The 26,103-nt window shown below is 41.9% G+C and carries 26 protein-coding genes; 4 read left to right on the forward strand and 22 right to left on the reverse strand.

All coding sequences use genetic code 11. The features are described from left to right. Position 1 precedes the first annotated feature (1 nt). The 22 genes from J3L16_RS05910 to J3L16_RS06015 form a co-directional block, all read right to left on the reverse strand. Positions 2-862, reverse strand: coding sequence for a MinD/ParA family protein (locus J3L16_RS05910; RefSeq protein WP_207611972.1), 861 nt, complete (start codon positions 860-862; stop codon positions 2-4). Continuing rightward, positions 859-2,196 (reverse strand): flagellar biosynthesis protein FlhF, encoded by a 1,338-nt coding sequence (gene flhF / locus J3L16_RS05915; protein ID WP_207611973.1) that lies wholly within the window; start codon positions 2,194-2,196, stop codon positions 859-861. Before flhF ends, J3L16_RS05910 begins: the two co-directional genes overlap by 4 nt. An 11-nt stretch (positions 2,197-2,207) precedes the next feature. Beyond that, positions 2,208-4,307: a flagellar biosynthesis protein FlhA gene (flhA, locus tag J3L16_RS05920; RefSeq protein ID WP_207611974.1), complete on the reverse strand. Its 2,100-nt coding sequence runs from the start codon at positions 4,305-4,307 to the stop codon at positions 2,208-2,210. Positions 4,308-4,390: 83 nt separating this feature from the next. Continuing rightward, a complete protein-coding gene (gene flhB, locus J3L16_RS05925) occupies positions 4,391-5,515 on the reverse strand; it encodes a flagellar biosynthesis protein FlhB (RefSeq protein WP_207611975.1) in 1,125 nt (374 codons plus the stop codon). A 38-nt stretch (positions 5,516-5,553) separates the two neighbouring features. Next, positions 5,554-6,336, reverse strand: coding sequence for a flagellar biosynthetic protein FliR (gene fliR / locus J3L16_RS05930; RefSeq protein WP_207611976.1), 783 nt, complete (start codon positions 6,334-6,336; stop codon positions 5,554-5,556). A gap of 8 nt (positions 6,337-6,344) precedes the next feature. Beyond that, positions 6,345-6,614: a flagellar biosynthesis protein FliQ gene (gene fliQ, locus J3L16_RS05935; protein WP_207611977.1), complete on the reverse strand. Its 270-nt coding sequence runs from the start codon at positions 6,612-6,614 to the stop codon at positions 6,345-6,347. A gap of 3 nt (positions 6,615-6,617) precedes the next feature. Then, positions 6,618-7,367, reverse strand: coding sequence for a flagellar type III secretion system pore protein FliP (gene fliP, locus J3L16_RS05940; RefSeq protein WP_207611978.1), 750 nt, complete (start codon positions 7,365-7,367; stop codon positions 6,618-6,620). Next, the gene (fliO, locus tag J3L16_RS05945) at positions 7,357-7,797 is read right to left on the reverse strand and encodes a flagellar biosynthetic protein FliO (RefSeq protein WP_242698693.1); all 441 of its coding nucleotides are present in this window, start codon (positions 7,795-7,797) and stop codon (positions 7,357-7,359) included. Before fliO ends, fliP begins: the two co-directional genes overlap by 11 nt. Positions 7,798-7,822: 25 nt before the next feature. Continuing rightward, positions 7,823-8,251 (reverse strand): flagellar motor switch protein FliN, encoded by a 429-nt coding sequence (gene fliN / locus J3L16_RS05950; RefSeq protein WP_207611979.1) that lies wholly within the window; start codon positions 8,249-8,251, stop codon positions 7,823-7,825. Positions 8,252-8,272: 21 nt separating this feature from the next. Beyond that, positions 8,273-9,334, reverse strand: a complete 1,062-nt coding sequence (gene fliM / locus J3L16_RS05955; protein WP_207611980.1) for a flagellar motor switch protein FliM — start codon at positions 9,332-9,334, stop codon at positions 8,273-8,275. 13 nt (positions 9,335-9,347) lie between these two features. Continuing rightward, a complete protein-coding gene (fliL, locus tag J3L16_RS05960; protein ID WP_207611981.1) occupies positions 9,348-9,884 on the reverse strand; it encodes a flagellar basal body-associated protein FliL in 537 nt (178 codons plus the stop codon). Positions 9,885-9,945: 61 nt separating this feature from the next. Further along, positions 9,946-11,940, reverse strand: coding sequence for a flagellar hook-length control protein FliK (locus J3L16_RS05965; RefSeq protein WP_207611982.1), 1,995 nt, complete (start codon positions 11,938-11,940; stop codon positions 9,946-9,948). Between the two features lie 110 nt (positions 11,941-12,050). Continuing rightward, complete coding sequence (gene fliJ, locus J3L16_RS05970; RefSeq protein WP_207611983.1) at positions 12,051-12,500, reverse strand: flagellar export protein FliJ; 450 nt, start codon at positions 12,498-12,500, stop codon at positions 12,051-12,053. 1 nt (position 12,501) lies between these two features. Beyond that, on the reverse strand, positions 12,502-13,836 hold the full coding sequence (fliI, locus tag J3L16_RS05975) for a flagellar protein export ATPase FliI (RefSeq protein ID WP_242698694.1): 1,335 nt from the start codon (positions 13,834-13,836) through the stop codon (positions 12,502-12,504). After that, positions 13,823-14,599: a flagellar assembly protein FliH gene (fliH, locus tag J3L16_RS05980; protein ID WP_207611985.1), complete on the reverse strand. Its 777-nt coding sequence runs from the start codon at positions 14,597-14,599 to the stop codon at positions 13,823-13,825. The genes fliI and fliH overlap by 14 nt, the downstream gene beginning before the upstream one ends. Continuing rightward, complete coding sequence (fliG, locus tag J3L16_RS05985; RefSeq protein WP_207611986.1) at positions 14,586-15,632, reverse strand: flagellar motor switch protein FliG; 1,047 nt, start codon at positions 15,630-15,632, stop codon at positions 14,586-14,588. Before fliG ends, fliH begins: the two co-directional genes overlap by 14 nt. 13 nt (positions 15,633-15,645) lie before the next feature. Continuing rightward, positions 15,646-17,343 carry a flagellar basal-body MS-ring/collar protein FliF gene (fliF, locus tag J3L16_RS05990; protein WP_207611987.1) on the reverse strand — a complete coding sequence of 566 codons (1,698 nt, stop codon included), beginning with the start codon at positions 17,341-17,343 and terminating at the stop codon, positions 15,646-15,648. Between the two features lie 12 nt (positions 17,344-17,355). Then, positions 17,356-17,688 carry a flagellar hook-basal body complex protein FliE gene (gene fliE, locus J3L16_RS05995; RefSeq protein ID WP_207611988.1) on the reverse strand — a complete coding sequence of 111 codons (333 nt, stop codon included), beginning with the start codon at positions 17,686-17,688 and terminating at the stop codon, positions 17,356-17,358. A 101-nt stretch (positions 17,689-17,789) separates the two neighbouring features. After that, complete coding sequence (locus J3L16_RS06000) at positions 17,790-19,133, reverse strand: sigma-54 dependent transcriptional regulator (protein WP_207611989.1); 1,344 nt, start codon at positions 19,131-19,133, stop codon at positions 17,790-17,792. 2 nt (positions 19,134-19,135) lie between these two features. Next, positions 19,136-20,155 (reverse strand): PAS domain-containing sensor histidine kinase, encoded by a 1,020-nt coding sequence (locus J3L16_RS06005; protein ID WP_207611990.1) that lies wholly within the window; start codon positions 20,153-20,155, stop codon positions 19,136-19,138. A 146-nt stretch (positions 20,156-20,301) separates the two neighbouring features. Then, the gene (locus J3L16_RS06010; protein ID WP_207611991.1) at positions 20,302-21,771 is read right to left on the reverse strand and encodes a sigma-54 dependent transcriptional regulator; all 1,470 of its coding nucleotides are present in this window, start codon (positions 21,769-21,771) and stop codon (positions 20,302-20,304) included. Positions 21,772-21,918: 147 nt separating this feature from the next. Beyond that, a complete protein-coding gene (locus tag J3L16_RS06015) occupies positions 21,919-22,716 on the reverse strand; it encodes a flagellin (RefSeq protein ID WP_207611992.1) in 798 nt (265 codons plus the stop codon). Between the two features lie 233 nt (positions 22,717-22,949). On the opposite strand from J3L16_RS06015, the gene J3L16_RS06020 reads away from it, so the two are divergent. Genes J3L16_RS06020 through J3L16_RS06035 form a run of 4 tightly spaced genes read left to right on the forward strand, consistent with a single transcriptional unit; the run spans position 22,950 to position 26,097 of the window. Beyond that, complete coding sequence (locus J3L16_RS06020; RefSeq protein WP_207611993.1) at positions 22,950-23,444, forward strand: GNAT family N-acetyltransferase; 495 nt, start codon at positions 22,950-22,952, stop codon at positions 23,442-23,444. 3 nt (positions 23,445-23,447) lie between these two features. Then, positions 23,448-23,684: an acyl carrier protein gene (locus J3L16_RS06025; RefSeq protein WP_207611994.1), complete on the forward strand. Its 237-nt coding sequence runs from the start codon at positions 23,448-23,450 to the stop codon at positions 23,682-23,684. Beyond that, a complete protein-coding gene (locus J3L16_RS06030) occupies positions 23,684-25,048 on the forward strand; it encodes an AMP-binding protein (protein ID WP_207611995.1) in 1,365 nt (454 codons plus the stop codon). The genes J3L16_RS06025 and J3L16_RS06030 overlap by 1 nt, the downstream gene beginning before the upstream one ends. Next, positions 25,042-26,097, forward strand: coding sequence for an acyl-protein synthetase (locus tag J3L16_RS06035; RefSeq protein WP_207611996.1), 1,056 nt, complete (start codon positions 25,042-25,044; stop codon positions 26,095-26,097). Before J3L16_RS06030 ends, J3L16_RS06035 begins: the two co-directional genes overlap by 7 nt. The last annotated feature ends 6 nt before the right edge of the window (positions 26,098-26,103 follow it).

A 26,103-nucleotide genomic window follows, 5' to 3' on the forward strand; every position in this document is an offset into this window, starting at 1 on the left:
TTCAGTCACCCATAGCTTTACTTTGGGTTAATTGCTCCAAAAAGAACTCAAGATGGCCACCTGGCTGCTCAGGTATCGGCCAATTCAATGCTTGTGTCGCCAATTGACTAACGGCCACTGCCGCAGGCGAACTGGGGTAGGCGTCTACAATGGTCTTTTGCTTGCGCACAGACTTCCTAATATTTTCATCAAAAGGAACGGTACATACTAACTCTAGTGCCACATCGAGGAAACGGCCCGTGACTTTAGACAACTTATTAAATAATTCTCGTCCCTCACGAATATCTCTTACCATATTCGCAACGACTTTGAACCTAAAGACGCCGTGTTCTCTATTTAATAATTTTATCAGTGCATAGGCATCGGTAAGTGAAGTTGGTTCGTCGCAAACTACGACCATGATGTCTTGGGCTGCGCGAGAAAAGCTCAGCACCATATCACTAATACCTGCCGCCGTATCAACAATAAGCACATCAATAGGTGTTTTTAACTCACTAAATGCCCTGATCAACCCCGCATGCTCTATCGGGGTTAATTCAGTCATAGACTGAGTTCCCGACGTCGCAGGTGCGATTTTAATACCGTGGGGGCCAGTGACCAACACATCATCTAGAGTGCACTCACCAGTTAATACATGGGAAAGGTTTTTTTCCACACGTAATCCGAGCATGACATCAACATTTGCTAGGCCTAAATCGGCATCGAGTACCATAACTCGTTTGCCTTGTTTTGCCATAGCAATTGCTGTGTTCAATGTTATGTTTGTTTTGCCGACACCGCCTTTTCCGCCGGTGACTGCAATTACTTTAATTAATCGAGACTGATTCATAGTTCTTAAGCTGCTGGCCTGATCGGAGATCATACTGCTCGAGTTGTCGAAAATTGATTGTGGTTGTTAGTATGGTTCATACCGTGCTTTTTATAAAGCTTTGCAGCACTAGATACTAAAAATTTTGCATCTGCGGGGCGAATGTCTTCAGGAACTTGCTGCCCGTCAGTTAAAAAACTAAGAGGTAATTGATGTTCCAATGCCACACTTAATGCTTCCCCAAGACTAAAACATTCATCCAATTTAGTCAGTATGCATCCATCTAAATTTGCACCGTCATATGCTTGTATAGCTTGGTTTAGCGCGGGATACTGCGTATTTGATTGAAGTACCAAGTAGCGCTTTACTGCCATATTAGAATTCGACAATTGCTCAAGTTGCTTAACCAATTTTTCATCTCTTTGACTGAATCCTGCAGTATCAATAAAAATCATTTTCTTATGTCTCAATTGAAACAGCGTATCAGACAAAATTTGTGCATTTTCTGCTCGTTTAACCACACAACCTATAATTTTCCCAAAGGTTTGCAGTTGCTCAAACGCACCTATTCTATAAGTATCAATGGTTACCAAGGCGACACTATCAGGACCGTGTTTTTTTGCATATCGTGCGGCAAGCTTAGCAACTGTTGTTGTTTTTCCTGTCCCTGTAGGCCCCATTAAGGCAACAGCGCCTGTTTGCGAAAGTAATCCATTACCGCCTAAACTAAGTCGGTTAACCATTAACTGTAAAACATAACGCCACGCATCTCGTTCTGTAGCGTCTGCGGGAACAAAATCCGATAACTGCTCTGCTAAGTTATAACTTAGCCCTAAGCCAACAAGTTGCTTACAAATAAAGCCATGAATAGGTTTTTGTCTTTGTTTTTTTGCTTCAAATAAATCCGCAACTTGATGCTGTAAAACTTGTCTCAACGTTGTTAATTCGTCTTTAATATGAGTAAGTGATGCATTATCAATACTAGGTTCATCAGCCCAGTCGTCTTCAACAGATTGAGCCTGTTTATTCGGTGCACTCGCTTGTACACCAAAGTCGTTTTCACGCTGTGGTGGTGTTGGCTGATAATCACTCATACCCTCTTCACGAGGAAGCTGTGATTTTGCTTGTTGCTCAAGAAGGGCTTTTAAATTATCAGGTCCGTGATCACCAATAATTTCACTTAACGTAGGTACAGGTTTCGTACTTGGCGCTGAAACGGGAGTGCGTGCTTTTAAGCTTTGCTCTGGCTCTTTATCATACGCAGCAACAAGCTCGACACCATCAGAAACTTTACGATTCGACATAATTACAGCATCTTGACCAAGCTCGTCTTTTACCAAACTCAAGGCTTCTCGCATGTCTTTACCAAAAAATCGACGAATTTTCATTTCATTTCACCTTACTTACCTATAGCACTCACAATTTTGATTTGTTTATCTTCAGGAACTTCCTGATAAGATAAAACGTGCAAACCCGATACCGCATTTTTTAAGAATCTAGAGAGAACAGGCCGCAGCATTCCCGACGTTAACAACACTGCTGGCTCACCCGCTAATTCCTGTTTTTGACAGACATCTTGTAAAGATGATTGCAAACGTTCAGCTAACCCTGGTTCAATACCAGCGCCACTTTCTCCACCAGCCTGCAATGACTGATGCAAGGTCTGTTCCAATTCTGGGGCTAAGGTAATAACAGGTACTTCTGACGCGCCCTGACTGACTTCTTGCACAATTAATTTTTTCAGAGCAATTCGTGTTGCAGAAACTAAAACGTCGGGATCTTGACTCTTTGGCCCGTATTCGGACAAAGTTTGAACAATCGTGCGCATATCGCGAACGGGAACGCCTTCATACAACAGTGTTTGTAAAACTTTAACCACAGTACTCAAAGGTAAAATATCAGGCACCAGCCCCTCAACCAATTTGGGGTGTGTTTTTTCCAAGATATCAAGAAGTTGTTGAACCTCTTCATGTCCCAATAGCTGATGAGCGTTGGTCATTAATAATTGGCTTAAATGTGTAGCAACAACAGTGGCAGCATCAACAACCGTATACCCCAATGTTTGTGCTTGCTCGCGTTTGGTTGGTTTAATCCAAACCGCTTCTAGCCCAAATGCTGGGTCGGTCGTTTTACGCCCATCTAAGCTTCCATACACCTGACCGGGGTTGATGGCCATTTCCTCATCATGACTAATTTGCGCTTCTCCCGTATTTACTCCTAACATTGAAATTGTATAAACATTGGGGTCGAGATCTAGATTATCTCGAATATGAACAGGAGGTACCAAAAACCCCAATTCTTGAGACAGCTTTTTCCGTACGCCTTTTATTCTGGTGAGTAGTTCTCCACCTTGGGACTTGTCTACAAGGGGAATAAGCCTATACCCAACTTCAAGTCCAATGGTATCGACTTGCTGTACGTCATCCCAGCCCAGCTCTTTTACTTCTGTGGGCGCGGCTTTATCCGCATCGACTAGCGCAGGTTTAGCGGGTTGTGCGGCTTTAATTTTCGCTTGTCTCGCTGAGAAATAAGCTAGCCCACCAATCAGCGCAGAGAAACCTAAAAAGGCAATATGAGGCATACCTGGAACAATACCCATTACAAACAAAATACCTGATGCAATGTATAAAGCCTGCTGATTACCTAGCTGCCCTCGAATTTCATTACCCATTTCTTGAGAATCGTTTTCTCTTGTCACGATAATCGCAGTGGCAACAGATAAGAGTAATGAAGGTATTTGCGCCACTAAGCCATCACCAATGGTCAAAATTGTGTAAACCTCCATAGCCTGACCGAAAGGTAAGTCGTGTTGAATAATGCCAATAAATAAACCACCCACAATATTTATCAACATAATGAACAAGCCCGCCATCGCATCGCCCTTTACAAACTTTGACGCACCATCCATTGAACCGTAAAAATCTGCTTCTGTGGTAATGTCTTCTCGGCGAGATCTCGCTTCTTCCTGGTCGATATACCCTGCGTTCAAATCCGCATCGATAGCCATTTGCTTACCTGGCATCGCATCTAGGGTAAAACGGGCGCTCACTTCAGAAATACGACCCGCACCAGCAGTAACAACTTTAAAGTTGATAATCAGTAAAATCGCGAACACAACTACACCGACCGCATAGTTTCCACCAATAACTACTTCACCAAAGGCTTCAATCACTTGACCTGCCGCGGCCCCACCCTCATGACCATATAGTAAAACCACTCGAGTCGAAGCAACGTTCAGCGCCAGGCGTAAAACTGTCGCAATTAATAGAACAAGGGGGAAAATTCCAAAATCTACCGGCCTTTTAGTCAAGACAGCCACTAAAATAATCACCAATGACAAGGCAATGTTAAAACTGAATAACACATCCAGTAAAAACGGAGGCATCGGCAGAATAACCATCCCCATAATGGCTAGGAGTACTATGGGCGCACCCAAGCCTCCTGCTACACTTTGGAATTGCGACTTATTGAAATTTTGAAAATAGGCAGGTAATTGCACCGGGCCTCGTCCTCTAAGGTAAATATCATTCGCGCCAAAAAAGGCAACACTTCAACTTACCTTACAACTACTGTGCCAATGTATTAACGACGTAATTCTGGCGGGATTGGCAGTGTCTTTGATAAAGGGTTTGGACGCTTACCTTTTCCTGATTTAAATCGCTTCAACTGATACACATAAGCCAACACTTGTGCAACCGCCATAAACAGTCCATGAGGTATGGGGTGATCCACTTCAGTAGAATAAAAAATAGCCCTAGCCAACATGGGTGATGGTATTAAAGGCACATCATGGGCTGTAGCAATCTTACGAATATGCATAGCCAGTTCATCAGCTCCCTTAGCAACGACTACCGGCGCCATATCTCCATCGTCTTGATACTTTAACGCGACAGAATAATGAGTTGGGTTTGTCACTACAACGTCAGCATCAGGCACAGCTTGCATCATCCTGTTTGCGGCAGCTTGGTATTGAAGTTTACGAATACGCCCTTTTGTTTGTGGATCCCCATCTGAATTTTTGTGCTCATCTTTCACTTCTTGTTTCGTCATTTTCAACTCTTCGTTGTGCTTATGCATTTGATAAGGCACATCAATAACGGCAACAGGAATAAGAGAAAGACACAAAATCAAAAATGCCCACTGAATCATGTCCATGGCATGAAAAAGGTTTGCAGGGTAATTCTCTAAATCGAGGTGTATAGCTTCATTCCGATATAAATACAAAGCAGTCATTGTGGCTGTAGCGATAACCAAAATTTTCGCAATGGACTTAACCAGCTCTACGAGTCCATTGGTACCAAACATTCGTTTAAAACCAGCCATAGGGCTTAGTTTTGACCATTTAGGCTCTGCCGATTCCCAAGTGAAGTTAAACCCGCCCAATGCTATCGAACCATAAACGCCTGCAACCATTCCAATGACTAAAAACATAATAACCGGCACCTTCACCCTATCAATGGAGTACTGAAGTGCTTGAAACATATGTAAAGGGTCGTAGGTTTCATCTCGTGATAGCTCGAATAAGCTTCCCATAACACTGAATAACGACTCTGCAACAATCCCCCCGAATATCAATAAAGCAATTGCACTGGCCGCTAATACCAATACTGTAGATAACTCTCGACTTCGCGCAAGTTGGCCTTTTTTTCGGGCATCTTCAATTTTTTTGGCCGTGGGTTCTTCGGTTTTTTCTGAACTCTGTTCCATTTTTCTCTTACCTTTCTACTGTTTATTTCAGTTAGGTTTTAAGTTGCACAAATTCGAAGTAATTCACACATAAATTGTTCAGCCCTACCCCATTGCAATGAAAAATGCATGGCAAAATTCGACATGGTTATCCACATGATCACCAAGCCCATAATTTGGGCGAGTGAAAAACCAATACTAAATACATTTAATTGAGGCGCGGCTTTCGTCATCACGCCAAATGCTAAATTCACAATGAGTAATGACACAATAGGCGCGAGAGACAAGGTTAACGACGATACAAACAACCAACCGGCCCAAAGGGCAATGTCTCGGAAATTTTCTTTACTAAAAAATTCGCCTCCAATAGGAAATGCTTCAAAGGACATCACTATCATTTCTATCATAATCAAATGGCCATCCATTGCCCAAAACAATAAAGTCGCTAAAATCAAATAAAACTGACCAACAGCGGGAACGTTTATTCCGTTAACGGGATCGACAATAGAAGCAAACCCCATCCCAGTTTGCATTGCAATAATTTGTCCCGCCAACACAAATGTATTTAGCACCATCATTGAGACAAAGCCAATGGCAACACCAATTAACAACTGTTGAATAGCAAGTAATATAGTGTAGGCGCTAAAAAAGTCATCTACAGGTACTACGGGTACTAAAGGCATAATGGCAAAAGCTAAAATGATCCCGAATAAGGCTCTAATTTGCGGAGGTACGGTTTGCGCACTAAGCCCGATCATGGCCACAAACAAACCTGATATCCTTAAGAATGGCATCATAAGGCCTGCTATAAACTGGTTAATTGTTTCTAGCTCAAAAACCATATCAGCTGTTAGCCTATAATCTGAGGGATTAATTCAACCATATGGAAAGTAAAATCCATCAGTTTTGTCACTAACCAACTTCCTCCCCAACTCAATGCAAGTAGCGTTACTATAAGTCTCGGTAAAAAGCTCATTGTTTGTTCGTTAATTGACGTTGCAGCTTGGAATATTGCAACAATTAACCCAACCCCTAAGCTTGGGAGAATAATCGCGGTTACCAATAAGATAACCATGAACATGGACTCGCGGAGTATTTCAACAAAGACTTCAGGTGTCATGGGTTAGACTCCCATTCCAAAACTGGTTGCTAAAGTACCAAACACCAAATTCCAACCATCTACCAAAACAAACAGCATTAATTTAAAAGGAAGTGACACTATCATTGGCGATAACATCATCATACCCATCGCCATCAGAATAGACGCAACGACCAAATCAATAATAAGAAAGGGAATAAACAGCATAAATCCAATTTGAAAAGCGGTTTTCAGTTCGCTGGTGACAAACGCAGGTATCAAAATAGTGATCGGCACATCTGCTGGGTCTTCATACCTGTCTTCATGCCCCGCAATTCTGACAAAAGACTCAAGATCTTTCACCCGTGTTTGCGACAACATAAATTCTCGCATAGGCTCTTTCGCTTCATTTATCGCGTCAATAGAAGACATAGACTCGTGTAAATATGGTTGCAGCGCTCGGGTATTCACTTCATCAAATACGGGAGACATTATATACATGGATAAAAACAAACTAACACCAATCAAGATTTGATTAGACGGTGATTGTTGCAAGCCAATCGCTTGGCGTAATATAGATAACACCACAATGATACGGGTGAACGACGTCATCATTAATATGAATGCCGGCAACAAGCTCAAAGCAGTCATAATGAATAACGCTTGAAGCGTCATGGTGTAATCTTGTGCTCCGTTGCCGTCGGTTGTTACTGTAACCGCTGGAATACCTTGTTGAGCAAAGATATCAGGAACAAACAAAAGGGTGATCAGCCCAAGTAAAAACTTACTTTTCATTATTATCTTCCTTCTTTGAACCCATTTTATTTTGAATACCCGACGCCATAGCTTCTACTAGCTTATCTTTAAAGCTTCCAGATTCATTTTTCGTCAGGGATTTTGCAAATGGTTGATTTGGCTCAATATGCTCTTGGAGTGTTGCCAAGAGATTAATGGAATGGGTTGTTATACCAACAAGATGTTGTTCATTCCCGACCTGCAACACCATAATGCGCTCTTTTGTACCAGCCATCATGCTAGAGACCACTTTCATTTGGCCATTGCCATGAGAACCGCCAGTAAACCGACGCATCATGTAAGACAGCCCAAAAATAATGGCGATAACAACAAAAAGCGACATAAAAATGGACATTATAGTCGCGATGTCAGGACTAGTGCTGGTGCTTTCTGCTACAGAGGAAGTAGACAGTGTGCATAGGGGAATCATGCACACCACTGATTTTAAAGAGGTTTTACCTAAGCTTTTTAATTCTCTCAATTTGACTAATAACATCAGTTAACCGGATACCAAATTTATCGTTGACCACTACTACTTCTCCATGAGCAATCAACGTGCCATTTACAAGCACATCTAATGGTTCCCCAGCAACCCTATCCAATTCAACCACTGAACCTTGGTTGAGTTGAAGTAAATTCCGAATACTAATGTGACTGCGTCCAACCTCCATTGAGATCGTCACAGGGATATCTAAAATAGTATCTAATTTTTTCTTTTCATCTTGGGTAATAGGCGCGCTGTCATCACCACTGAACTCTTCAAGTTCTGCGGTTTCTACACCATCGACGCCTTCCGCTGCTTCTTCAGCTTGCTCCTGCTCTTCAGAATCAGCTTGTTCAGCCATTGCCGCAGCCCAATCGTCCATACCGTCTTCTTCACTCATAACTTTCCCCTTAAATTCAACTTATAAATCGTCTTCTAACACTTGTAGTTCAGCGTCGTTATCAATAACTCTGCCGCCTCTAGTTAACAATTGCAGCTCAGATTTAACGGACGTGGGCCGTGGTATCTTCTCAACAATTTTTAACGCTAAGTTATCTCTCGAACGGCCTATTTTCGCTCTGAATGTAGGTAAGCCTTCAATCAGCACTGTAATGTGTTCTGGTAACTCTACAGGTACAATATCACCGGCTTTAAATTCCATAATTTGGCGCAGGCTCACATCAAAATCCAACATATGGGTACTTAATTCCACATCAACATCTAAGATTTCATCGCGCAGCGCTTTACTCCAACGTAAATCCGTGTCTTCTTTATCACTTTGTACACCGGCATCAAGTAATTCACGTATAGGCTCTAACATGGAATAAGGTAATGACACATGGAAGTCACCACCACCGCCGTCAAGTTCAATATGGAAAGAGCTAATCACCACAACCTCAGTGGGGCTAACAATGTTTGCCATTGCTGGGTTCACTTCCGAATCAAGATATTCAAATGACACGTCCATTACCGGTGCCCAAGCTTCTTTATAATCTTCGAAAATGATTTTAAGTAGCATTTGAATAATACGTCGCTCAGTAGGCGTAAATTCCCGCCCTTCAATTTTTGCGTGATAGCGACCATCGCCACCAAAGAAGTTATCAACCAGAATAAACACTAAGCGCGCTTCCATAGTGATCAGCCCCGTGCCTTTTAACGGACGAAACCGAACCATGTTCAAACTCGTTGGAACAAATAAGGTATGTATATATTCGCCAAATTTGATCATTTGAATGCCATTAATAGACACTTCAGCTGATCGGCGCATCATATTAAACAGGCTAACTCGCATATGACGAGCGAACCGTTCATTTACGATCTCCAGCGTGGGCATTCGCCCACGCACGATACGATCTTGAGAGGAAAAGTCGTATTCTAGTTCGGACTTATCCCCCGCTTCCGTATCGGATGTATCCTCTTCTTCGACGTCATCTACACCGTGTAGTAGTGCATCAATCTCGTCTTGGGAGAGTAGATCGCTCATGATGATATCCTCATTATTGCATCACAAAACCGGTAAAAAGCACCTGCTCAACAACAGGCCCACCCGCGAGTTCCTGCAATCGTTCTTGTACTGCCGTTAATGCATTATCTCTCAACGCCAATTTACCAGATTCAGTCACTAACTCGTCAGCATTTCCTGCACTAAAAACTTGTAATAGTGTACCTTCTATTAAAGGAATATGAGATTTAGCTAATTCTTCATTTTCAGAGCCACGCATCATCAATTGCACTTTAATTTGGACAAGCCGAGCTCTCCCAGTACCAGGTACGTTGAACACAAATGGCCTAGGCATAGCAACGTACAACGCAGATCCTGTTTGTGCAGCCCCTTGAGGTTCAGCTGCTGGAGCTTGTTGTCCCGCTTCACCTGACACTTCTTCCATTTGCTCAGGCACATCATCTGACCCACTAAACAATAAAAAATACGCAGCGGCACCGCCTCCAAGTAATACAACTACTGCAATAATAATAATCAGTGGTAGCTTACTCTTCTTTCCACCATCTTCAATTTGTAACTCTTCATCAGCCATTAAATAACTCTCTTTTAATATGTTGATAGTAATTATTAGCTAACATAGGAAAATCGCAACTTTATACATAAGCATCAACATTATAAGGTGACTGATTTGGTCGAATTGGTTGCTCAATTACATTAATATCGTCATCTGATTCCGATGCGAACAACGGATTATTCGCAGCGCCTTCAGCGCTTTCGCCGTCAGAACTATCCCCATCTTGAGTAGAAACAAAAGACTCACCTAAATCTAGTCCTTGTTCTGCCAACATATCTTTAAGCTGTGATTCTGTTTGAGCTAACACATCTCTTGCTTGCGCAGATTGTACAACAAAGTTCACCGAAGCCGTTTCCCCCACCATGTTAATTCTAATTTGCATACTACCTAATTCAGGCGGATCTAAACGAATTTCAGCTGCGGTAACTCTACCACCCACCATCCAGCGAATTTTTTCAGCTACTTGTTTTTGTCCTTCCACTTGATGAATAGCAACAGGTCGATTTAAATCAGTTGATGTTTGAGCTTGAGTTTGCACTCTATTTTGCGCAGCTACATCAATAGCCCGTTCTGCCGTTAAATTGTCAAATGTTGTTGCCAAAGATACATCCGTTGCATGAGATGTAGGGGCTGCTGAAGAAAGTAATTGCGCAACGACATTCAATTGACCATTAGCCTGTTCAACAATATTTTGCACTAACCCCAAAAATTGTTCTGTTTTCGCAGCCTGCTGTAACACTAACGATTGTTGATCATCGGTTAACTCTACTGCATCACCAGATAAAGACTCTTCTACAATGCTCGCTAAAGACTCTTCTGATGATTGTCCATTATTTACCAGCGCTTTAACATCGCTTACCGAGGCAACAATGTCAGCTCTCAATGTTAAAGCTAGATTCGCTTTATCTACTGACTCTGGCAACACAGTTAATACATTTTGTATTACCGCTTCAATATCATCCTCGCTCAAAGAAGCAAGTTCACTATCAATTAGCTTATTTTCATCAGGATTTAAAGCAGAGGGTAACGTTACGGCTGCTGTGCTGCTATTGTCTGAAGCAATATTTGCTTCTTCACTGATTTCTTCTAGCTCACTTTCAAGTAAAGTCGTAACCAGCTCAATATCTGCTTCTTGCTGTTCCGCTGTTAAAAGAGGGTCAATAATAATTTCTGCATTAGTATCTAAACGTAAACCATCATCTAAATCACCGCTGTCATTACTTCCATCAATAGCATTGATGATTGATACAATATTTGATGCCGTCGTTAGTAACACATCGTCTTGAGCAATTAAATCAGCAGACTCATTATCTAGAGTAACGTTATTAGATGAAGTATCTTCAAATAGTAAGTCAATATTTTCTGTGTTGTCGACAGTACTCTCATCACTATTATCTTTGAATATCGGTGTTGCGTCTAAAAGCGACTCTTCGTCTTCTACTAGCAAGTAATCAAGGTTGTCAATTAATCCGTCTTGCTCTATTTGAATTTCAATATCTTCATCTGCTAATTTGTTACTTTCTGCCCCTTCCACAGTAAGATTGTTTGCAGAAATTTCATTTTCTGTGATTAAAGAAGAAAGCAGTAATTCTTCGACAACATCCTCTTCAATTACAAGAGCAGAATCGGTCTCTTCTACAACAACAATATGTCCTTCAGCATCTTCGGCTAATTCACCTTCAATTTCGGAAGAAACAATACTCAACACATTATTTTCATTGCCCTGAACCGCTTGTTCTGTGGCATTGTCATTATTTTCATCACCAGCAATAACATCGTCTACAAAGGCAACCCAGTCGACATCCACTTCTTCTGCGTGCTCGTCAGTATTTGTAGTCGCGTGAGCAAAAGAGTCTGTTTCCGGCTCTGGTTCAACAGGGGTTATTCTACCTCTATCGATAATCCTATCACCGCTATTTTGCGTTTGGTCTCCAGCTTCAGACAACAAATTAGCAAACACGAATTCGCTTTTTTCACTGGCTATATCAGTGTTCGTTTCAATAGAAATAGCGCTATTAAGATCAATAGGCAATGTAGCGGCAGCGTCAGTCTTTGGTGTGGCAATATGTTGCATAATCGTTCCTGGCTGAATTTCTATTTATCGGATTTTCAACAATATTTTGTCTATAATCCCAAACATACTGTAGATGTTTGCAAAAGTTATTCCATCTTTCTTCATTCTTTTTACATTGCTGCTCTACGACGTAAAAATTGTTGTCCAGAAAACTCGTCCATTAACTGTTGTTCCATTCTTGTTTGCCTTTGCATAGCTTCAACTTTTTTCTTTTCTAACAATAATTCAATAGCTTTTTTGCGCTGCTGTTTAGCAATCCATTCCCTTCTACGTTGATCAACTAAAAGAGTCGCTTTAGAAATAAATTTTAATTGTTGTTCACAAGCTAAGTCTAATTTTCCGACAAAGGAAAGGTGTTGTTGGTAACGGGAAGCCGCAAGACCAACTGCACTGCCATCACGCTTTATGCCTTCGATATAATCAATTCTATACTGCTGCAATTGAGTTAGTTTTTGTTGAAGTTCCAACAACTGATTTTGCGCAGCTCTAAAGTTATTAGCTGCGGCTTGCTCTCGCTCTATTTCTACCCTAAGCACGGTGTCTAGTTGAGAAGTGGCCATATTACCTCGCAGGACCTAGCCCTTTTGTTAAGGTTGTCATTGCCTGTAGACTATCTTCAAAAGGCAAAATCGTTTTCATTGGTTGTTGTAAAAATGCGTTAATTGCTGGCTCAGCCCGTATGGCTAAGTCAATGCGCTTATCAGTGCCTTTTGCATACGCACCTATGGTAATAAGGTCTTTATTTTGCTGATAACGAGAATAAACTTGTTTAAGCCGTCGTGCGGCTTGTTCGTGCTCAGGTGTAGTGACTTGAGGCATAACACGGCTGATGGATTTTTCGATATCAATGGCGGGGTAATGTCCCGCATCGGCAAGGGTACGGGATAACACAATATGACCATCTAAAATCGCTCTTGCTGCATCTGCGATAGGATCTTGTAAATCATCGCCTTCCGTAAGCACTGTATAAAACCCTGTAATTGAACCTTGTCCCTCACCACCGTTTCCAGCCCGTTCGACTAACGCTGGTAATCGGGCAAATACCGAAGGCGGATATCCTTTAGTTGCTGGCGGCTCACCTACAGCCAAAGCAATTTCTCTTTGCGCCATAGCATAACGAGTTAACGAATCAATCAGCAATAACACATTGAGGCCTTGATCTCGAAAATACTCAGCAATACTCACCGCGGTTTCACAACCTTTTAAGCGCATTAGTGGTGAGGTATCAGCAGGAGCGGCAACAATAACAGCACGCTCTCTTTCTTCTTCCGTCAAAATATCCTGAATAAACTCTTTTACTTCCCTCCCCCTCTCGCCAACTAAGCCTACGACAACAACATCGGCTTTACAGCCTCTTGTCATCATACCAAGTAACACACTTTTACCAACACCACTTCCGGCAAACAAGCCCATTCGTTGTCCTTGCCCTACGGTGATCACGCTATTGATTGCACGAACACCTACATCAATAGGCGTGTCAATTGGACGGCGAGTTAATGGATTCATAGGAGGGCGTGTAAATGGAACGCATGTTGTAGTTTCAATAGGGCCTCTACCATCGATAGGTTGAGCGTTACCATCAACCACTCGCCCAAGCATAGCCATGCCTACTGGCAAGCCATTGTCTCGAGAAAGAGGTAACACTCTTGAACCTGGAATAATGCCTCGCACCGCTTCTGAAGGCATTAAGTAAGTAATATCTTTGTCGAAACCAACCACTTCAGCTTCAATTTCGCCGTCTACGGTTTTTACAGCACACTGACTTCCAACCGGTAATTGGCACCCCACGGCTTCAAGCGTAAGACCAATGCCTCTCACCAATTTTCCTGCTGCAACGACAGGCGCTGGCGTCACTTGACGACTTAACTCAGCAAAGTGCTCTTCAAGCGTGATCATCATTTATCCCGTGAGACAATAAGAACTTATCGATAACGTCTCGGGTTCTTCGTTCAATACTGACATCCACGGCATTGTTATTTGACACCACTTCAACGCCACCTCGTTCTAGGCTTTGTTTTTCTATGATGTTCCAACCCTTTTCATTTTGTTTCTCTTTAGAAACAAGGGTGTCAAGGTTAGTTATATCATCGGGGTGAATATGGATTTGAATACCCACTTCATTTAAAGGTAAAGCCTCTAGGCCTTTTTCTAGTGCCATCGAAAGTACATTCTCGTTGGTTTGCACTTCGACTTGAATAACGGCCCTTGCTAACGTCACTGCCAGTTGAGTCACTTGTTTTTTTACAGCATCATTGACTTGTTCTAATGGGTTATGCAGCTGTTGTACTAGGGTTTCAAATGTATCGGCAATCTCTTTCGCTTCTTTTTTACCTTCTTCTAGGCCCGAATTCAGCCCTTCTTCGGTGCCTTTAGCCAGGCCTTCAGCCTGACCACTTTCGAATCCTTCTTTATTACCTTCAATAAGACCTTTCTCTTTACCTTGGTTAAATCCTTCTTCATAAGCTGCCGCTCTTATGGCTTCTATATCTTCAGCAGTTGGAGGTAATATTTCTTCTTCTTTTTCGGGTGGTTCATATTTCCACCCAGGCTTAATGTTAAACGCATTGGTGGGCGCATCACTTTTATTTTTTTGCTCTTCGATGTAGGGTAAATCCCATTCTGAAACATCGTCATCGTGGTCTGAATTATAAGAACTCATCACCACCACCACCGCCTAGCATAATTTCACCAGAGTCAGCTAAGCGACGAGCAACAGAGAGTATTTCTTTTTGTGCTGTTTCTACTTCGCTAACACGTACAGGACCCATTGCTTCCAAATCATCAATCAACATTTCAGCAGCCCGCTTGGACATATTGGTTGTAATCTTATCTTTCAATGCGTCATCAGCGCCTTTAATTGCTTTGAGCAGCGCTTCTTGTTGTACTTCTCTTAATATGGCTTGAATACCTCGGTCATCAACATCAACAAGGTTGTCAAATACAAACATGAGGTCTTGGATTTGCTGGCTCATTTCTTCATCTTGTTCACGGATAGCATCCATTAACTGGCCTTCGATATTCGTATCTAGGTAGTTCATGATGTTAGCAGCAGATTTCAAGCCGCCCATTTTAGCGGCTTGCGTCCCGGCTTGACCTGCAAACTGTTTCTCCATAATTTCATTTAATTCTTGCAATGCCGCTGGCTGAACTTCTTCAAGGTTAGCAACACGCATTAATAAGTCTAAACGCACTTTCTCAGGGAATTGCGCCAAAATTTCTGCTGATTGTTCTGGTTCAAGGTATGACAATACAATGGTTTGAATTTGTGGATGCTCGTTGCGAATAATACTGGCCACCTGCTTAGAATCCATCCATTTCAATGAATCTAGCCCCTTAGCACCAGATCCCATCAATATTTGGTCAATCAAGTTGGCCGCTTTATCTTCACCAAGAGCCGCTGTTAATGCGCGCTTCACAAAGTCTTGGCTTTGGAAACCAATGGTACTGTAGTTTTGAATTTCTTCGATAAAGTGTTTATGCACAGACGTAATTTTAGCCTGAGTCATGTCATCTATTTTCGCCATCTCACCGCCAAGCTTTTGAACCTGCTTAGGCTCGAGATGCTTTAATATTTGCGCAGCATCTTCCTCTGACAAACTAAGTAATAAAATAGCGGCTTTTTCAACCCCCTCTAGCTTACCAATGTCATAGGTTGCTTCTTGCCCTTCAGTTTCTGCGATTTCTTCAGCCATTATTTAATTCTCTCTATTCATCCTGAAGTAACCAGCCTTTGACCACTTGAGCAGAAAGTTCTGGCTCATTGGCAACAAGGGCACGTACTGCTTTAAGTACATCTTCGTCTTTATGTAAGTCAGGTAACATTAATGAGCCATCGGCGGCAAAACCAACTTGCCCTTCATCAAACTCTTCTGACAACATACTTATGGTTTCATCACCCAAATCTAAACTGTCATCAGCATCAAATTCGTCGGAATTAGCCGTTTCTTCAGGGTTAATCAACTTACGCATCATCGGGCGTACAACAACAAAGAACAACACAATGATTACTAAGCCACCCATGACTATTTTCACTAATGGCAAAAATGAAGGGCGTTCCCACAAGGGTAAATCTGCAACTTCACCTTCTTCAAACCGTTTAAATGGAATACTGACGACTTCCAGTGAATCTCCGCGGGTAACGTCGAATCCTATACCGCCTTGTAATAAACGACGAATATTTAGTATTTCCTCTTGGGTACGAGGCTCACTGGTTACCGTTCCATCTTCAGCAGTAACAGACTTGTGATCCACCGCAACTGAGACACTTAAGCGGCTCATAACACCGGTTTGCTGCTTAGTGTGGCTTATTGTTGTATCTAATTCATAGTTGCGGGTTTGTTCTTTGCTGTTGCGCCCTGGAATGGGTACTGAACGACCACCACCATTGGCTTCTTCGGGAATATTGGATTCTAGTGGAGGTTGGTTTGATAACGCACCTGGTATACCTGAGTTTACCGACCCTGTACTGTTCTGTTCAACGATCATTTCACTGCGCACTGCAGGTAAATCAGGATTGTATCGGCGCTGTGTTTGTTCCACCGAAGTAAAATCCATACTGACATCCGCTTGTGCCGTGTAGTTTCCTAAGCCAATAACAGGAATGAGTATGGCATCAATTTTCTTTAAATACTCTTGTTCTCTTTGTCGTTCTAGTTCGTACTCTTTTCTTGCTCTAGCACTCATTGAATCTTGAGAGCCTGAATTGAGAAGACGTCCGTTACTGTCGGTAATAGTTACCTTTGAGGGCTCCATACCTTGTACCGCGGAAGCTACAATATCAACAATGGCGTCAACTTCTTCGCCCGCAATAACTCGTCCTCGTTGCGCGGTAAGAACTACTGTCGCGCTGGCTTTCTTTTCTCTACGAGCAAATACATTTTCTTTCGGTAACGCCAGTAACACTCGTGCGCGGTTGACACTGGATATCTCTTCTATGGTTCTTGCAATTTGTTGTTCACGAGCATGTTTTAAACGTTCGCCTTCAAGCCGCTGGCTCACACCGAACCCCATATCTTGCATGATAATATCAGAACCCGTATCGACATCTTGCGTAACGCCTTGACGCGCCATGCCCAGTTTAATGGTCTGATATTCATCACTGCGAACTAAAATGGTATTCCCGTCCAATTTATAGTCAATATCGCTAGCATCTAGAAAGTCTAGAGTTTCAATCAACTCTTCAGTTGGCATTTTTGCTAAGGGTCGATAATCTGGCTCTTGCATCCAGATAACAACCATTACGGAAATTGCGATACAAATCACCAAGACAACAACAAGTGTCATCTGGCGCATCATATCTGCCCCACTCAGAGCGTCAATAAACCCAGACTTTTGCTCTGCATCATTGTCTCCGATACCATTTGAGTCTGAAATTGCCAATTCGGTACTTGCACTATCTGCCACGAGAATCTACTCCTAAACCGGCATATTCATGATTTGTTTGTATGCTTCAAGTACTTTGTTTCTCACTTGTACTGTTGCTTCAAACGCAATACCCGCTTTTTCTTTTGCAACCATCACATCAGCTAAACTGATGTTGGGTTCACCTAATTCAAAACTATGCTGCATATCACGGGCTTTATAACCCATGTCATTTACATTACCTATTGCATCGCCAAGAAGTTCTGCAAAGTTTTGTTGTGCTGGGTTGTTAGGGGTAACAGTAGGAATGTTGTTAGGAGAAATGCTATTGATTTCTCCCATCATGGCTTGCATTTCTTGATATAAGCTATTGCCTTTAATGTCCATGATACTGTGCTCTCTCAATGCGGTAAGTCAAAATATTGGCGATGTTAATCGCAGTTATAGAGAGAATTGCAAGGAGCTTGCCAACAATAAAAAACCCGCTATTAAGCGGGTACGTCTACACCAGATTCTCGCATTTTTGCGAGCTTATATCGCAGTGTTCGAGGACTAATACCCAGCTTTTCTGCGACATCTTTTCGCTTGCCATTACACAAAGTCAGCGTATCTAAAATAATTTGGTGTTCTTGCTGTCGAAGTTCAGACCCCAACTTGCTGTCAGCATCTTCTTCGCTAACGACCTCATGTTCAACTTGTGCCCATGCAGTGTCAGTTTCAATGAGCAAATCAGAAGAGTCAATTTCTCCGTTTTCACATAGGATCAAGGCACGCTGTATTACATTATCTAACTCACGTACATTACCTGGCCACTGGTGTTGAACTAACTTGTTTCTTGCAGCTGCATTCAATTTACACACTTCACTATTCTGAGCCTGTGAATAGCGATGTATCAAATGCTCAGCCAAAGGCAATATATCACCAGGTCTTTGATGTAAAGGACGCCACACTAATGGGAATACGTTTAGTCGGTAATACAAATCTTCCCGGAAAACCCCTTCAGCGACGGCTTGTTTCACATCTCTATTACTGGTTGCAACCACTCTTACGTTTAATGAAATTGTTTTACGAGCACCTAACCGTTCCACTTCTCTTTCTTGGAGAACCCGCAGAAGCTTGGCTTGAAGCGCTAAATCCATTTCAGTAATTTCGTCTAGCAGTAAAGTGCCATTTTGTGCTTGTTCAAATTTTCCAGGACAGGCTTGCACTGCGCCAGTAAAGGCCCCTTTTTCATACCCAAAGAGTGTTGCTTCAAGCATATTTTCTGGAATCGCCGCACAATTTATTGCAACAAAAGGTTCATTCGCTCTAGGCGACATATCATGAACATAACGAGAAATAACTTCTTTACCCGAGCCACTTGGCCCTAAAACCATAACGGTCGCGTCTGTTTTCGCCACTTTTCTAGCTAAATTTAATAACTGCAAACTCGATTCGTCTTCAACCACTGGATTGCCTTTTACGACCTTTTTAGCAGGAGCGTAACGTTCAACTAAATTGATTAATACCTGAGGTGCAAAGGGTTTTGATAAGTAGTCCGTAGCGCCATCTTTCATGGCTTGTACTGCATCGTCAATTTTCGCAAATGCCGTCATTAAGATAACAGGAGTATTGTTACTTTTTGCCTTAATTGACTTTAGTAAGGAAAGACCGTCCATTCCCCCCATTTGAATGTCACTAATGACGAGGTCAACAGATTGACGACTTAGCTCTATAAGCGCCTGCTCAGCACTTTCAGCTTCTACGGTTTCGTAGTTAGCAAGAGTCAAGGTGTCATTCAGAGCTTCGCGTAATCCTGCATCATCTTCAACTATTAGAATTTTCGTAGCCATGGTTATTCTCCTGACGCTAAAGATAAGCTAGCTTGAGCTGGCAAAGTTAAAATAAAGTGAGCGCCTCTATCTGTTTCGTTTTTCAAAGTAACATTCCCCCCGTGAGACTGCATAACCGACTTAACCACAGCAAGCCCTAAGCCTGTTCCATTGGTCTTGGTTGTATAAAAAGGAGAAAAAATTTGCTTCATAATACCAAAAGGAACACCTGGTCCTTGGTCAATAACATGAATAGACACATCATTTTGAAGCCATTCAACACGCACATTGACATCATCACCAGGCTGGCTTACTTGAATGGCATTATCAATCAAATTAAGCAAAGCGCCTTGTAGTGCTGTTAGATTTCCTGAAATAGTCATTGGTAAATCGACATCATCTACCTTTAAATTCACTTTTCTCTTATCTGCTAAAATTTGAGCTGTGGGTAACACTGAATTAAAAATATCAGCCATTGTTAACGGCGCAAGTACTTGTTGATCACCACTTTTAGCAAACAACAGCATGTCATTAACTTGGCTTTCAAGCTCTTTTAGCCTGTCGTTAACTCGGTTACTGAATTTGACTCTTGTGGCATCATCCATAGTTGGCTGAACTAAGTTCGCGGCATACAACATAGCTGCAGATAATGGCGTTCTAATTTGATGAGCAAGTGACGCCACCATATTTCCAAGTGACGATAAGCGTTGCATGTGACTGATTCTTGACTGAAGCTGTCTTGTTTCTGTTAAGTCAGTTAACAGAATAAGTTGGCCCGGCTCACCTTCCAAAGGAGATATAGCTAACTTCACTCGTTTTCCATTGGTAAGGGATACTTCATGACCATCATCGGCTCTTGGCTTAAATGCACGGGCAATAACGTCTCGCCATAGCTCATTTTCCAAAGGCTCGCCTAATAGCTCAATAGCTTGAGGGTTAGATTGTATTACAACCCCTTTGCCATTAATTACAACGACCCCAGCAGGAAGCACTTTAAGAAGACTTTCCAGTCTATTAGCTTGTAGAGTTTGAGATGTAGTCACTTTGAATCCTCACTTATTAAGCGTTAAGGCGTCATTTTTTTATGAATAACGCTTTGCTATAAGGAGGGATTGCAGAAGGTGTGCCAGTTTTTTGTTAGATTTTCGCCAAAATCTTGGCAGGCAGTCTAATTTATATTAAAAATACCTTAGGGTTTATCTTTAGCAATGTCGTATTTACGCATTTTTTCAACCAAGGTAGTGCGACGCATTCCAAGTTTATCCGCAGCTCTAGCCACCACCCATTCCGTTTGCTCAAGGGCTTGGGTAATCATGCTTGTTTCTAAATCTGATAAATATTCCTTCAGATTCACACCTTCATCAGGTAAGTGACTACTTTGAGCAGCACCAGAACCAACTTGGCTAATAAGCTCATGATTTTCTTCTATTTCGTCCGCAGCTGATTCCGCAAAAAGAGTATTAAAAGCTTCTCTCTCTAATACTTCTTCTGGATATTCAGGTTGATATTCACTGAAGTCACCATGCTGATATTTTTCTGGTAAATCAGTAACGTCAACAATTTGTCCTGGATTCAAAATAGTCAATCGCTCAACTAAGTTTGATAACTCCCTGACATTTCCAGGCCATGAGTGTTCCATCAACGAGCTCAAAGCTTGTTCAGTAAAACGCAATCCTGGGGCCCCGTCTTTTGTTAACCGACTCATCAACTCCTGTAATAACAGAGGAATGTCATCTTTCCTTTCTTTCAACGCAGGACTAATGATAGGGAATACATTTAGACGGTAATATAAATCTTCCCTAAATTTATCCTCTTCAATCATAGTTTCTAAATTTCTATGAGTCGCGGCAATAATACGCACATTACACTTAATAGGCTTACTTCCACCAATGCGCTCATAAGTGCGCTCTTGTAACACTCGAAGAAGCTTAACTTGCATCTGTAATGGCATATCACCAATTTCATCTAAGAAGAGTGTTCCGCCTTCCGCTAACTCAAAGCGTCCCTTTCTAGCGCTTACTGCGCCAGTAAATGCGCCTTTCTCATGACCAAATAGCTCACTTTCTAACAATTCTCCGGGGATCGCACCACAGTTTAAAGGTATGAAAGGACCCGATTGACGTTTTGATAAATAGTGAACATTTCTGGCAACCACTTCTTTACCAGTTCCCGACTCGCCTAATATAATTACGCTAGCATCAGTAGGAGCAACTTGTTCTACTAAGTGACGCACATGTTGAATTTGCTTACTCTTTCCGACCAAACTACGAAATAACATCATTGTCGGCACAGTACCAGCTTGACGAGCTGGATGTTGACTCGTGTATTCTTGGCAACGATGTAATGCTTGTGTCAATGCGGGATAAGTAACAGGTTGAACTAAATGACACACTATATTTTTAGGAAAATGGTCTGCATTTTCTTGTGAGCCTATGCAAATGAATGCAGTTTCAGGCATCGCGGGAATAATAGGAATAATACTATCCATAGACTGGCAATTAAAAATAACTGCATCAGGAACACTTTCAGCTTTACTGTTAGTAACCGATTCAAATTCATCCGACGAGCACGCATGAAAAGTTTCGCCTAGAAAAGATAATATTGTGCTGAGTTCTTGTTTAAAAGACTTATGGTCTGAAACAAGCAAAATACCTTTCATTCATTCCCCAAAGACACTGCGTTAATTTTAATTTTTAGTATTTGCAGTCTTGATTGTATATCCTACTTCGCGGATCGCAACTGAAAGCAGCTATTTCACCCATAAAAAAAGCAGCTATTGCTGCTTTTTTCTACATTAAACAGATATTTAATTAAGGAGAGCCAAAACTTGCCCTTGTTGTTGGTTTGCTTGTGCTTGTATTGTGAGCGCAGCTTGGCTTTGTACATTAGAAGCCGAAAGGCTTGCTGTAGATTGCGCAAAATCAGTATCTGCGATACGCCCTCTAGCAGCAGAAACATTGACGTCACTTTGGGATAAATTTCTCGCTGTGCTCTCGAATCTACTTTGTACAGCACCTAGTTCACTTCGGGCTGATCCAACAGATTCAATGGCCGCATCTGTAGCTGCTAACGAGTCTTCGATTGATTGAGTCGTCACATCAACATTTAAGATTGCATCAAGTTCTTCATTGAAATTTTGTGTGCTTACATCAATTTGATTACCTGCATCTGAACCAACCTGAAAACTGATACCGCCGTCTTCACTCAATAACGCTTGGCCTGCAAAGTTGGTTTGTTCAATGGTTTGTGAAATGTTGTCTTGCAACGCAGAAATCTCGCCCTGAATAGCGGTTCTGTCAGAGTCGCTTAAAATGCCATTACCTGACTGAATGGTTAATTCACGAATACGGTTCACGTCTTCGTTTATTCCTGACAAGCCACCTTCAGCGACTTGCGCCAAAGATATACCATCAAAAGAATTGGAGATAGCCTGACGGTTACCTTCTACTTCTGTGGTTAATCTGTCTATAATTTGTTGAGCTGCAGCACCATCTGCTGCACTATTAATTCTTCGCCCCGACGAAAGCTCTTCCAATCGCTGCTCTTGCTGCTGTTGGACTTGCTGTAATATGGACGAAGTACCTACTGTATTTATTGATGACATAGTTCACCCCTCTTAAATTCAGTATACACATAATAAAACGTCAGCTCAAAGTTTGTACAACATACTTAGGTATACTATTTAATAACTATTTCATTCGCCACACCTTAATTAGCGAGATAACACAAGTATTTATGATTTCTTCCGATAAAATAACTAACTCTATTTTTTCAACTAGGTCTGTTTAAAAACCCTACACCATGCAGCAAAATACGTTTTTAATCCAAAAATTTGGAATGTCTCTTGTTCCACTAAGCTCAGACAATGTTGTTCAAGTGCTAGATTGGCGCAACTTGGATTTCGTTCGAGCGAATATGCTAAACCAACAAATAATCAATGCATCTGAACACCAAGCTTGGTTTGAACGTGTTTGCCATGACGATAATGAGCTCCATTTCGTAATTGAATATAAAAATGCAGGTGTTGGCGCAGCAAATTTAAAATTGCAGGAAAAGTACGCTGAATCCGGTTTGTATTTAAGCGATGAGGCAATTAGAGGTAGCGCTTATGCATTTTTACCTTCACTTTTACTACTAGAGCTTGCATTTGACACATTAAAGCTTACCGAGGTCCGTGCAACAGTATTACTTCACAATACCTCAGCACTGCGTTTTAATACACAACAAGGGTATGAAATCGTGGAAGAAAATACGGATCATATTATGATGCGCATAACACCAGAGCTGTTTAACCCAAAAAAACAAAAACTCTATCGCTTTTTTGACAGGTAAATTATGTCCAATACAACACTAATCGATGTATTTAGTACATCACTTAATATCGAATCAAACCTAGTTGTCGATACACTCGCATATTCCGAGCACCCAAACTGGGATTCAACCGCTCACATGATATTAATCACCGATTTAGAATCAGCATTTGATGTCATGCTTGAACCCGACGACATTATCGATATGAGTTCAGTGGCCAAAGCACGACGGATTTTAGCTAAGCATGGTGTGGCTTTTTAATGAGTTTTTGGCAACTAAATGCAAATACGTCCGCTTTGGCTTGCATTGCCGAAGATGGTAGACGTGTAAGCTATACTCAGTTGCAACTTGCCGTTGAAAAAAAGCGTGAAGCCCTTCCAGCTAAACGCACCCTATGTGCTATTCGCACGCAAAACACCCTAGCTACCTTAATCAATTATCTCGCTTGTCTGCAAAGCGGGCACGCAACAATACTTATTGAAAAAAGCGCACCTGATGCGGCGCTGCTAGCAATAGAAAAAGAATACCGTCCAAATGTTACCTTAGACGAAGACACCATGACGTTTTCAGCAGATTGTGAGCATAACCTAGCTTCAGAGCTTGGATTATTATTAACCACATCTGGGTCGACAGGCACTGCAAAATTTGTCTGTTTAAGCTTCGAAGCTCTAAAAGAAAATACCAGCAGCATTTGCTCTTATCTACCCATAAAAAGTACAGATACCGTACTCACCACATTACCGTTTTCATATAGCTTTGGGCTATCTATAGTCAATACCCATTTAGCCAAACGCGCCTGTATCGTATTTAATAGCGCTAGCGTAATGAGCCCAGAGTTTTGGCAAAACGTAACTACCTACAATTGCACTGCACTTTATGGCGTACCATTTACATTCGAAACGCTGCGCCGAGTGGGTGGTTTAGTAAAACTGCCAAAGTCCATACGGTATCTGGCTCAAGCTGGCGGATATTTGAATAAGCAAACAAAACTCCTTTTTCATCAGCATTGCGAAAGCAACAACTTTGAATTTTATGTTATGTATGGGCAAACAGAAGCGACCGCACGCATCGCATATTTACCTCCGGAGAAACTAAGCCAAAAACCAGACGCTATAGGTCAAGCCATTCCCGGCGGGCATTTACGTTTAATAGACGAAGGCGGAAAGCCAGTTACTAGCGCAAATATAGCTGGTGAACTCGTTTATGAAGGCCCCAATATCATGTTGGGCTACGCCGAGTCATATCGCGATTTACAATTTTTCTCGAAATTGCAAACTCTTCCTACGGGCGACTTAGCTTTTTTCGACGAAGAGGGCGATTTCACATTACAAGGTAGAAAAAAACGCATTATTAAGCTCAACGGTGAACGTACCAATTTAGATGAAGTTGAAGCGATACTTGGACAAACCTTAGGGCCAATAAAAGTCATCGGTGAAGATGACAAAATACATTGTTTTGCCGAGCAAAACTGCGGCGAAACCTCGGGTAAAAATGAACTTACCGCCAAGCACATAGCGACGTTACTAAAATTCCACCCTCGCGTTATTGAATTCACTTTTGTAGACTGCCTACCTGTACTTAGTAACGGCAAAGTGGATTACACGAGATTAAAAACCTTATGCTAAATTGGGATGAGCTTAGCTTATGGCCTGTATATGACTGGCCCGAAAGCCAAAAACAGTCTGTGTTTAAACCCGCATTTTCTGAGCTCAACCAATGGCATTATACTCATTGTAAACCCTACCAGCACTGGGTAAACGCCAGCCAAGGTGAACATCTCCCCCTTTGGGCGAGGCAGTTCAAGTTACAACACTTGTCTTCTATTCCTGAAGAGCATCGCTTTAAAACGGTTACGTCTAGCGGAACCAGCGGCGGCTCGGTATCACAAATTGTGTTAGATAGAACCACAAGCGCATTGCAGTCTAAAATACTGACTAAAATACTGGGGCAATGGATTGGGAAGCAACGCCTCCCCTATTTAGTTGTGGATAGCCCTTCAGTATTAAAGTCAGGAAGTTCATTTGGTGCTCGCGCTGCGGGAATTCAAGGCTTATCATTTTTTGGTCGAGGCAGAGAATTTGCGTTAGACGACGACTTTAATCTTAACTTGGACGGGTTATTGCCTTTCCTAAAACAACATTCAGGCCCAACCGCGTCTCCTATTTTAGTATTTGGTTTCACATTTATTCTATGGTCTAAGTTTCTAAAGCCTTTGTTAAATAAAGGATTAACCTTTGACCTACCCAATATGATCATTTTACACAGCGGCGGCTGGAAAAAGATGCTCGATGACGCTGTGGATAATGAAACCCTGAAACATCATGTTCATGGGCTATTTGGGACCCATCATGTTCATAATTTTTATGGTATGGCGGAACAAACCGGAACCATCTATGTTGAATGTGACGCTGGGCATTTACATGTTCCAGTTTGGGCAGATATCGATATTCTAGATCCTCAAACCTTTAAACCTACTGAAATAGGTAACCAAGGAATTATCCAAACCCGTTCATTGTTACCCACCAGTTACCCCGGACACAATATCGCCACCGAAGATTTAGGCGTCATTCGTGGTATTGATGATTGTCCTTGTGGAAGAAAAGGAAAATATTTCAACGTCCTTGGTCGTATACCTAAAGCTGAAATAAGAGGTTGCAGTGATACGTTTAAGTAAACTTGT

This window comes from Alteromonas sp. 5E99-2 (genome assembly GCF_017368475.1).
Taxonomy (GTDB): Bacteria; Pseudomonadota; Gammaproteobacteria; order Enterobacterales; family Alteromonadaceae; genus Alteromonas_F.